The sequence below is a fragment of the Xanthomonas cassavae CFBP 4642 genome (assembly GCF_000454545.1).
In the GTDB taxonomy this organism is placed as follows: Bacteria; Pseudomonadota; Gammaproteobacteria; order Xanthomonadales; family Xanthomonadaceae; genus Xanthomonas; species Xanthomonas cassavae.
This window is the reverse complement of sequence record NZ_CM002139.1, coordinates 107,148-117,355: the sequence shown is the minus strand read 5'-3', so window position 1 is coordinate 117,355 and position 10,208 is coordinate 107,148. Positions and strand designations below refer to the sequence as shown.

The following is a 10,208-nucleotide window of genomic DNA, read 5'->3' as shown; positions in this document are numbered from 1 at the left end:
AGCGGGTTTCCAAGGCTAGTGAAGAAGCGGATGAACAGGAAGATCAGAAAGCTGCCCGTGCCCGTGCCGAAGAACCCGTCGTAGAAGCCGATCGCCGCCCCCATCGCCAATGCGATCGCCAGTTCGCGACGGCCGATCTGGCGTGGCCGGTGCAGCGCACCGAAATCCTTCTTGATCAACGTGTAGATCAGCATCGCGACCAGCAGCACCAGGATCAGCGGCCGCACCGCGTGCCTGGGCATCAGGCTGACCGCGGTCGCGCCCAGGAACGAAAACGTGAATGCTGCCGCCGTTGCATACGGCACCGGCCGCCACGGGAAGCGCACCGTGCGCGCATACCGCCATGCCGACGCCCCGGTGCCGAACATTGCGCTGAACTTGTTGGTGCCCAGGATCAACGATGGCGCCTGCTGCGGCAATGTTGCGAACAGGCCCGGCAACTGGATCAATCCACCGCCGCCGACCGCCGCATCCACCAGCCCGGCGACGAACGCAATGCACGCCAGCCACGGCAATTCGGTGGGAATCACCCCAGCACGGCCACGCTCCGCACGACGAGGGCGACAGCATAGCCGCCGCTCATCCCTCCCCGTTCCCCAATCCCCAGTCCCATCCCGCACAATCCCCGCATGCCGACCTCCACACCTACCGACCCCTGTCCCTGCGGCCGCCCCGCCGATTACGCACGGTGTTGCGGCCCGTATCACGCCGGTGCCGCTGCGCCCCATGCCGAAACCCTGATGCGCGCGCGCTACAGCGCGTATGTACGCCGCGATGTTGCGTACCTGCTGTCCAGCTGGCACCCATCCACCCGCCCGGCCGACCTGGCCCTGGACGACGGTGGCCGCACCACCTGGCTCGGCCTCGCTGTCCAGCGTGCCCTCACCACCGGGGAGGACACCGCCGAGGTGGTGTTCCTGGCGCGCTACCGCATCGGCGGCGGCAGCGCGGTCCGCATGACCGAGCACAGCCGCTTCGTGCGCGAAGACGGCCACTGGTACTACCTCGACGCCCGCTAGCCTGCCGTTCCCACCACTGAGTGCAGCGCGGATCTGCAATCGCACAGGTCCATGCGCGTGCCGTCTCCTCGCGGAAGAACCTGCCCGGCGCGCGGATGAGGCAGAAGCAGCCCGATCTTCCAAACGCCGCACACCCTCGGCCCACCGGCCCGGAACGCACTCACACCCTTGGCCGTCAGCGCCGCCGCGGCGGCTGGTAATGACCAGGCACCCCTCGCGCTGCTGCATCCCGCCATTCATCCGACCAACGGCAGGTGGCGGCGGCGTTTGTCGACATGGCGTTCGCAGCCGATCCGGGAAGCTTGCCGCGCCGGCGGAGCTCGCCGCGGGGTGGGATAGCGATCATGGCAACCTTCAATTTCTGGCAATGGGTGCTTGTGGCGGTGGTGGTCTTCGCGGTCGTGCTGCCGGCAGTGCTGGCAACCGCCATGGTCCGCTTCGGGCCGCGCCACGATGCGCCGCCACGCGCACGCTCCCGCCGCAACGCCGAGGGCAGCCCGTCCACCCCCACGCTGTCGTTGCTGACCGGCATCACCGGCGACGGCAATTGAGCCGGCGGTAGGGTGCCTTGGAATCAGAGCGGACGAATACCGTCGTCCCTGACCTTGCGTACCGCCAGCAGTCGGCGCGACCAAGACGACACCACCAGGAAGACAGACGCGGCCCAGCGCAGATGGCGCAGGGGCAGCCGGTGTCCGAATGCCGGTCTCCGTGCGCCATGCCGTGCGGCTGTCCGGGGCGTGGTGGGCGACACCCGCATCATGCATCTGGAGCGGCCGTGGCTGCTGCCGGTGGACCACTCCCACGCTGAAAGGACGCGCTGCCCTCAGGGCAAGCAGAAATGCACCCGCCCATCCGGGCAGCGCCTCACCCCCCTGCACCCAGGACCCAGCCAGGTTGGCTATCCTCGCCGGATCGAATGCCGCAGGAGCGCTCCATCGCATGACCGCCGCCCATATGTCGGCCACCGCGCCATGACGCCGTTCCGGCGCGCCTTGCCAGTCCTGCTTGGATTGGTGCCGCTGGCTGCCTGGGCCGATCCGGGGTTCGACCGCTGTCTGGCTGGCCTGCAGACCCAGGCCGCTGCCAAGGGCGTGGATGCCGCCAGTTTCCAGCGTTTCACCGCCGGCCTGGCGCCCGATCCCAGCGTGCTGCCGCTGCTGGACGCGCAACCGGAGTTCACCACCCCCATCTGGGACTACCTCGCCAGCCTGGTCGACAGCCAGCGCGTCAGCGACGGCCAGGCCATGCTGGTCACCCACCGCGCGCTGTTGACCCGGTTATCCGAGCAGACCGGCGTGGACCCGGCCACCATCGTGGCGGTCTGGGGCGTGGAGAGCGACTACGGCCGGGTCACCGGCAAGCGCCCGCTGCTGGTGTCGCTGGCCACGCTGTCGTGCGCAGGCCGCCGCCAGCCGTTCTTCCGTGGTGAATTCCTTGCCTTGCTCGGCCTGCTGCAGCAGGGCGACCTGTCGCCGGAGGGCTTGACCGGCTCCTGGGCCGGCGCCTTCGGGCAGACCCAGTTCATGCCCTCGACCTACGCGCGTATCGCGGTCGATGGGGATGACGATGGCCGCCGCGATCTGGTCGCCAGCATTCCCGACGCGCTGGCCTCCACCGCCAACTATCTGGTCAAGGCCGGCTGGGAGCGCGCCCGCCCCTGGGGCATGGAAGTGCGCCTGCCGCCGGGCTTCGATGCCAGCAAGGTCGGCCGCACCCGCCGCCAGCCGTTGCAGGCCTGGCAAACCGCCGGTCTGCTCGGCACCGATGGCAACGCCCTGGCGCCGACCGGTCTGCCTGCAGACACCCCGGCCGCCCTGCTGTTGCCGGCCGGCGCGGCCGGCCCGGCGTTCCTGGTGTTCCGCAACTACGACGCGATCTACGCCTACAACGCCGCCGAAAGCTATGCGCTGTCGATCGCGCTGCTGGCCGACCGGCTGCGTGGCGGCCCCGGCCTGGCGGCCGCCTGGCCCACCGACGATCCCGGCCTGGGCCGCCCGGAACGGCGCGACCTGCAACAGTTGCTGCTCGCCCGTGGTCACCAGATCGGCGAGGCCGACGGCATGGTCGGCAGCGCTACCCGCCGCGCCATCCAGGTCGAGCAGACCCGCCTGGGGCTGCAGCCGGCCGACGGCCGCCCGGGCCAGCGCATCCTCACCGCCCTGCGCGCCGCGCCGCCGCTCGCCGGCATGGCCGCCGTGCGCGGCACCGCCTTCAAACTGCCGGCCGCCTATCCCGCATTCGCCCAATCTCCCAGCGTCCACAAGGCATCCCCCATGTCCGACACCACCGGCCTGACCACAGGCGATTTCCACGGCTTCCCCTCGCTGTTGATCGACACCCCGTTCTCCACTGCCGCCATCAGCCTGTTCGGCGGGCAGTTGCTCTCGTTCGTGCCCAAGGGCGGTCAGGACGTGATGTGGCTGTCGCCGCTCGCCAAGCAGCCGCCCACCCCGATCCGCGGCGGCGCGCCGGTGTGTTGGCCGTATTTCGGTCGCCAGGACCAGACCGGCGAGGTGCCCGCGCACGGCTTCGTGCGCACCGCGCCGTGGCAGCTCACCGAGAGCCACCGCGAAGCCGATGGCACCGTGGTGCTCACCCTGACCCCGCCGGTGTTCGACGACCTGGCGTTGCGCCTGCGCATGACGCTGCGGATCGGCCGCACCCTGGAGCAGCGCCTGATCACCGAGAACACCAGCGCCGCTCCGGTGCGCTTCACCCAGGCACTGCACAACTATTTCCGTGTCGGCGATGCCCTGAAGGTCAGCGTGCAGGGCCTGGATGGCCTGGACTACCTGGACAAATACGAGAACTACGCCACCGCCCATCGCCAGCAAGGCGACTGGAGCCTGCGCGACCCGCGCGATCCCGGCCGCAGCGACCGCATCTACGTCAACGCCGGCGGCCGCTACACGCTCACCGACCCGGTGCTCGGCCGTCGCATCGTCATCGCCACCGAAGGCAGCCGCTCGCTGGTGGCCTGGAACCCGGGCGAAGAGGCCGGCAAGAAGATGGCCGACGTGGGCGAGGGCTGGCGCGACTACGTTTGCCTGGAAGCCGCCAACGCCGGGCCGGACGTGATCGAACTGGCCCCCGGCACCAGCCATACCCTGACCCAGACCATCAGCGTCGAGTAACCGCCACACCTCTCACTGCCACAAGCGAGCAGTGGCGCGCGGACGCAGGTCCAACCCTTCTCCCCTCTGGGAGAAGGTGCCCCGAAGGGGCGGGTGAGGATCCGGGCGCAACCCGAACGACGCCAGGTTTCCCAGCAACCAGGCGCCACCAGCATCAACCACCCAATCCACCGCTACACTCGCCGCTTCGCCCAACTGCGCCGCGCGATGACTCTCCCACCCGATTCCGCTCCCGCCCCGGGCCGGCGCCGCGCTGCACTGATCTTCATCTTCATCACCGTCCTGATCGACGTGCTGTCCTTCGGCGTGATCATTCCGGTGCTGCCGGACCTGGTGCGGCACTTTACCGGTGGCGATTACGTGCAGGCCGCCGGCTGGATCGGCTGGTTCGGCTTCCTGTTCGCCGCCATCCAATTCGCCTGCTCGCCGCTGCAGGGCGCGCTGTCGGACCGTTTCGGCCGCCGCCCGGTGATCCTGCTGTCGTGCCTGGGGCTGGGGCTGGACTTCATCCTGATGGCCATCGCCCACAGCCTGCCGATGCTGCTGCTGGCGCGGGTGATCTCCGGCATGTGCTCGGCCAGTTTTTCCACCGCCAACGCCTACATCGCCGACGTTACCCCGGCCGACAAGCGCGCCGCTGCGTTCGGCATGCTTGGCGCTGCATTCGGTATTGGTTTTGTCGCCGGCCCGCTGATCGGCGGCTGGCTGGGCAGCATCGGCCTGCGCTGGCCGTTCTGGTTTGCCGCAGGATTGGCCTTGTTGAACGTGCTGTACGGCTGGTTGGTGCTGCCCGAATCGCTGCCTGCCGAACGCCGCACGGCGCGCCTGGAGTGGTCGCAGGCCAACCCGCTCGGCGCGCTCACGCTGCTGCGCCGCTATCCGCAGGTCTTCGGCCTGGCCGCGGTGGTGTTCCTGGCCAACCTGGCGCATTACGTCTACCCCAGCATCTTCGTGCTGTTCGCCGGCTACCAATACCACTGGGGCCCGCGCGAAGTGAGCTGGGTGCTGGCCGGGGTGGGGGTCTGCAGCATCATCGTCAATGCCTTGCTGGTCGGCCGGCTGGTGCGCTGGCTGGGCGAGCGCCGCGCCCTGCTGCTGGGGTTGGGCTGCGGGGTGGTCGGCTTTGTCATCTACGGCTTCGCCGACAGCGGCCGCATGTTCCTGATCGGGGTGCCGATCAGCGCGCTTTGGGCCATCGCCGCCCCGGCGGCGCAGGCCTTGATCACCCGCGATGTCGGCGCCGATGCGCAGGGCCGCGTGCAGGGCGCGCTGACCAGCCTGGTCAGCCTGGCCGGCATCGCCGGTCCGCTGCTGTTCGCCAACGTGTTCGCCCGGTTCATCGGTCGTGGCGCACCACTGCATCTGCCCGGTGCGCCGTGGCTGCTGGCCGGCGTGCTGCTCGCCACCGGCTGGTTGATGGCGTGGGCGAGGGCGGGGCGCAGCCGTGGCGTGGCCACTGCCACCGGCGGTTGATGCCAACGCATTCATCTGACGCTCGCGCCCGCTTTTTCTGATTCGTGCCGGCACTGCTAGGCTGGTGTCTTCCGTGCCCCGGCACCGCCTCGACTTCCTATGCGTTCCGACACCCTGGCCGTTCCCACCTCGGCCGCACGCGCGCTGCGCCATGCCACCCAGGACACGCATCGCCTGGTCGAAGCGGTCCCGCTGATGCAGGCGCTTGGGCAAGGGCAGGTCGATCGCGCGCGCTATGCGCTGATCCTGCGCCGGCACCATGCCTTGCTGGCCGGTTTCGAAGAGCGCTTCGGCGACTGGCTGAGCACCCTGGTCGGCAACGGCTGGCACTATCGTCGCCGGGTTCCCGCCTTGCGCGCGGATCTACGCACGCTCGATCAACTGCCGGATGCACCGCTTGCCCCACCGGCCGGCACCGACGCCGCCGCGCGCTGGGGCATGCTGTATGTGATCGAAGGCGCGCAGCTGGGCGGGCGGGTGATTGCCCGTGGCCTGCGCCGCCAGCAACCTGCATTGGCCGACGCGCTGCAGTATTTCGAGCTGGCCGACGAAGACCCCGCCGGTTGGCGCCGTTTCCAGGCCGTGCTCGATCACTGTCTGGACACCCCCCGCGCACGCGCTGCCGCCATTGACGGTGCGCAGGCCATGTTCGCCCACTTCCACAGCTGTCTTGCAGCGGAGCCGCACGCGTGACCCAGACCACCGAACCCCTGGACATGGATGTGCGCGCGCGCGAGCCGATCCACATCCCCGGCCTGATCCAGCCCTATGGCGTGCTGTTGGTGATCGAACCGGCCGATGGCCGCATCGTGCAGGCCAGCAGCACCGCCGCCGATCTGCTCGGTGTGCCGCAGGAGTCGCTGCTGGGGATGCCCTACACCCAGGTGCTGGAGATCCCCGAGACGCAGCCTTTCGCGGTGGACGAGCAGGCGCAGCACCTGCTGCATGCCGAGGCGCGCTTCCCCGCGCGTGCCACGCCGCCCGATCACCCCTGGGTGGCCGCCTGGCATCTGTATCCGGAGCAATGGCTGGTCGAGATCGAGCCGCGCGACGCGCGCCTGATGGATGTCACCCTGCGCGAAGCCTTGCCGCTGTTGCGCAGCATCGAGCGCGACCCGGGCATCGACGAGGCCGCCGTGCGTGCGGCCAAGGGCCTGCGCAGCATGATCGGCTTCGACCGGGTCATGGTGTACCGCTTCGACGAAGAGTGGAACGGCGATGTCATCGCCGAAGCCCGCCAGCCCGAGCTGGAAGCCTACCTGGGCTTGCATTACCCGGCCAGCGACATCCCCGCGCAGGCGCGCGCGCTATACCTGCGCAACCGCGTGCGCCAGATCGCCGATGTGCGGTATCAGCCGTCGCCGATCCAGCCCACCCTGCATCCGCGCCTGGGCACGCCGGTGGACCTGAGCGATGTCAGCCTGCGCAGCGTCTCGCCGGTGCACCTGGAATACCTGGCCAACATGGGCGTCACCGCCACCCTGGTGTCCTCGATCGTCGTCAACGACGCGCTGTGGGGGCTGATCGCCTGCCACCACTACAGCCGGCACTTCACCAGCCACGCCATGCGCGATGCCACCGATGCAGTCACCCGCGCGCTGGCCGGGCGCATCGGCGCCTTGCAGGCAGTGGCGCGTGCACGGCTGGAATCGGTATTGCTGACGATCCGCGAAAAGCTGATCACCGATTTCAACGACGCCGAGCACATGACCGTCGACATGCTGGCGGACATGGCGCCGGACCTGATGGACGTAGTGGACGCCGACGGCGTGGCGATCTTCCACGGCAACGACATCAGCCGTCATGGCAGCGCGCCGGATGTGGATGCGCTACGCCGCATCCGCGACCACATCGAATCGGCACACCACGACGCACTGCGCGAGGATGCGGTGGGCGCGCTGCATGTGGATGCGATCGGCGAGGTCTTTCCGCACCTGGCCGACCTGGCGCCATTGGCGGCCGGATTCATCTTCGTCCCGCTGATGCCGCAATCGCGCAGCGCCCTGCTATGGACCCGCCGTGAGCAGGTGCAGCAGATCAAGTGGGCCGGCAACCCGCAGCTGGCCAAGCTGCAGGACATCCCCAACTCGCGGCTGTCGCCACGCAAGAGCTTCGACCTGTGGCAGCAGACGGTGCGCGGGCGTGCCCGCCCGTGGGCACCGCTGCATCTGGAATCGGCGCGCAGCCTGCGGGTGCTGATCGAACTGATGGAGCGTAAGCGCTTCCAGCAGGACTTCACCCTGCTCGAAGCCTCGCTGTCGCGTCTGCGCGACGGCGTGGCCATCATCGAGCGCGGCGCCCAGGCCGGCGTGCACCGGCTGATGTTCGTCAACCCGGCGTTTGCCGACCTGAGCCAGACCGAGGTCGCCGAATTGATCGGCTGCGACATCCTCGCGCTGCTGGCCGACGATGCCGCCAAGGCCAAGGTCGAACTGCTCGAAGAGGCGCTGCGGCTGGGACGCGCGGCCTATGTCACCTTGCCGCTGCGTACCCATGACGGCGCGCCGGTGTATCGCCAGTTCCATCTCGAACCCTTGCCCAGCCCCAGCGGCGTCACCGCGCACTGGCTGCTGCAGTTGCGCGACCCGGAATAAGCGCCGCCTACAAGGACGCAGCGCCGCAGCCGCCACTGCGGTGCCGTTGTGGCCGTGATGCAGCGCATCGCATCGAAGGGCAGGGTGCCGGGTGGCGAGCAAGGCTCGCGCGCGACGCAGTGGCTGTGACCGTGCCACATGCCTGACGGGCTCCTGCCTCAGGCAGCGCATTGCTGATGCACGGCCCCGATCTGCTCAACCCATCGGCGAGGCGCTGCACGGCGCTCGATGGGGTGACCGCGAGCCCGTGGCCCATCCGTATTGTCCGCCGCCACATCACACTGCAGCAGTGAGCAGGTGCGCTAAAGCAATGTCCTGGGCCGCAAGGCCACTAAGGTGAGCGTGCCGGCCACCAGGCCCCAGAAGGCCGCGCCGATCCCGCCCAGCGTCAGCCCGGAGGCGGTGACCAGAAAGGTGATCAAGGCCGCCTCGCGTTCGCCGTCTTCGCGCAGGGCCGCCGCCAGGCTGTTTCCGATCGTGCCCAGCAGTGCGATTCCGGCAAGGGCCATCACCAGCTCGCGCGGAAACGCCGCCAGCACCGCCGCCACGGTCGCCCCGAACAGGCCGATCACCCCATAGAACACGCCCGCGCTCACGGCCGCGGCATAGCGCCGCGTCGGGTCTTCATGCGCCTCTCGGCCCATGCAGATCGCCGCGGTGATCGCGGCCAGGTTCAAGGCATAGCCCCCGAACGGCGCCAGCAGCGTATTGACCACGCCAATCCAGCCAATCGTCGGTGAAATCGGCACCGTGTAGCCGCAGGCACGGATCACCGCCACGCCAGGGACGTTCTGTGAGGCCATGGTGACCACGAACAACGGAAGCGCCAGCCCGACCACCGCCGCCCACGATAGCGATGGCATCACCCACACAGGGCGGGCCAGTTCCAGCTGCACCGTCTCCCAGTGCATCGATCCGCGGCTGGCTGCGATCGCAACGCCCACCAGCAAGGTCGCAATCACTGCGTACCGCCCAAACCAGCGCCGTCCCGCCAGGTAGGTTGCCAGCATCGCCAATGCCAGCGCCACCTGGCTTTGCATGGCCACGAACAGGTCCAGTCCGAAGCGCAGCAACACGCCAGCCAGCATGCCCGACGCCAGCGAGACCGGAATCCTGCGGATCGCCCGTTCGAACACCCCGGTGAATCCGGCAGCCATACCCAACACCGCCGCCACCACGAACGCGCCAATCGCCTCTCGCAGCGGAACTCCGGCCGCGCTTCCGACCAACATCGCTGCCCCCGGCGTCGACCACGCGGTGACCACCGGTACCCGATAGCGCAGCGACAAGCCGATGCAGGTCACGCCCATCCCGAAGCCGAGTGCCCACATCCACGAGGCGACCTGTGCCTGGTCCGCACCCATATGCCGCGCCGCCTCGAAAACGATCACCGCCGAACTGGCGAATCCGACCAGGACAGTGACAACGCCGGCGGCAATCGCAGGCAGGGACAGGTCGCGGAACAGGCTGCGGGCTGGCGGCATTGGGTCACTCCCTTTCAGCTGGTCATTCTCTCCGAGCCACTGCCCAGCGGTATTGCTTGCCGTCTGGATACCGCCCTCTGTATCGCCTGACTCTGGTTGCCGCGCCTGCATGTCGCGCATGGGTGCAGCACCTCACCAGTAGGCCAAGTCCCCTTTAGACAAGTCCCCTATAGATGCGCGCCATATGCAGTGAGTCCAATGGGCCCATGGCAGATCCGTCGCGATGCAACCGCGTGGAGGCATGGGCCGGCCACCTCTTTGCCGGCCGAGACAGGCAGATGTCATGACAGTGTCAAAAAGTACTTGCACTTCTGCACAGGCTCGATAAACTGCGCGACCTCGCTCAGGACGGCGGCGCTTCTCCAAGCACCGCAGCGACGAACGAGGGGTTTCGAAAAACATCACAAGGTGTTGACGAAACGCAAAAGCCGGCTATGATGGGCGGCTCGCTACATGGAAAGACGCTACGGCGGATTGAGGTGCGGCGGCGGCAACTTCCTC

Annotated in this window: 7 protein-coding genes and 1 pseudogene; 6 read left to right on the top strand and 2 right to left on the bottom strand. The window is 68.6% G+C overall.

From position 1 onward, the window contains the following. Nucleotides 1-20: 20 nt before the first annotated feature. Nucleotides 21-583, bottom strand: a pseudogene (locus XCSCFBP4642_RS23610) (sulfite exporter TauE/SafE family protein); the annotation flags it as partial. A 46-nt stretch (nucleotides 584-629) separates the two neighbouring features. On the opposite strand from XCSCFBP4642_RS23610, the gene XCSCFBP4642_RS0100520 reads away from it, so the two are divergent. The 6 genes from XCSCFBP4642_RS0100520 (at nucleotide 630) to bphP (ending at nucleotide 8,223) form a co-directional block, all read left to right on the top strand. Continuing rightward, nucleotides 630-1,019 (top strand): YchJ family protein, encoded by a 390-nt coding sequence (locus XCSCFBP4642_RS0100520; RefSeq protein WP_084624341.1) that lies wholly within the window; start codon nucleotides 630-632, stop codon nucleotides 1,017-1,019. Nucleotides 1,020-1,363: 344 nt separating this feature from the next. Next, nucleotides 1,364-1,570, top strand: coding sequence for a hypothetical protein (locus tag XCSCFBP4642_RS0100515; protein ID WP_029218069.1), 207 nt, complete (start codon nucleotides 1,364-1,366; stop codon nucleotides 1,568-1,570). 423 nt (nucleotides 1,571-1,993) lie between these two features. After that, nucleotides 1,994-4,156 carry a lytic murein transglycosylase gene (locus tag XCSCFBP4642_RS0100510; RefSeq protein WP_029218068.1) on the top strand — a complete coding sequence of 721 codons (2,163 nt, stop codon included), beginning with the start codon at nucleotides 1,994-1,996 and terminating at the stop codon, nucleotides 4,154-4,156. Nucleotides 4,157-4,363: 207 nt separating this feature from the next. After that, complete coding sequence (locus XCSCFBP4642_RS0100505; RefSeq protein WP_029218067.1) at nucleotides 4,364-5,629, top strand: TCR/Tet family MFS transporter; 1,266 nt, start codon at nucleotides 4,364-4,366, stop codon at nucleotides 5,627-5,629. A 99-nt stretch (nucleotides 5,630-5,728) separates the two neighbouring features. Beyond that, complete coding sequence (locus XCSCFBP4642_RS0100500; protein WP_029218066.1) at nucleotides 5,729-6,322, top strand: biliverdin-producing heme oxygenase; 594 nt, start codon at nucleotides 5,729-5,731, stop codon at nucleotides 6,320-6,322. Then, nucleotides 6,319-8,223, top strand: a complete 1,905-nt coding sequence (gene bphP / locus XCSCFBP4642_RS0100495) for a bacteriophytochrome BphP (RefSeq protein WP_029218065.1) — start codon at nucleotides 6,319-6,321, stop codon at nucleotides 8,221-8,223. The genes XCSCFBP4642_RS0100500 and bphP overlap by 4 nt, the downstream gene beginning before the upstream one ends. A gap of 302 nt (nucleotides 8,224-8,525) precedes the next feature. Here the strand turns inward: bphP and XCSCFBP4642_RS0100485 are convergent, their stop codons facing one another. Continuing rightward, a complete protein-coding gene (locus XCSCFBP4642_RS0100485) occupies nucleotides 8,526-9,707 on the bottom strand; it encodes a benzoate/H(+) symporter BenE family transporter (RefSeq protein ID WP_029218064.1) in 1,182 nt (393 codons plus the stop codon). Between the last annotated feature and the right edge of the window lie 501 nt (nucleotides 9,708-10,208).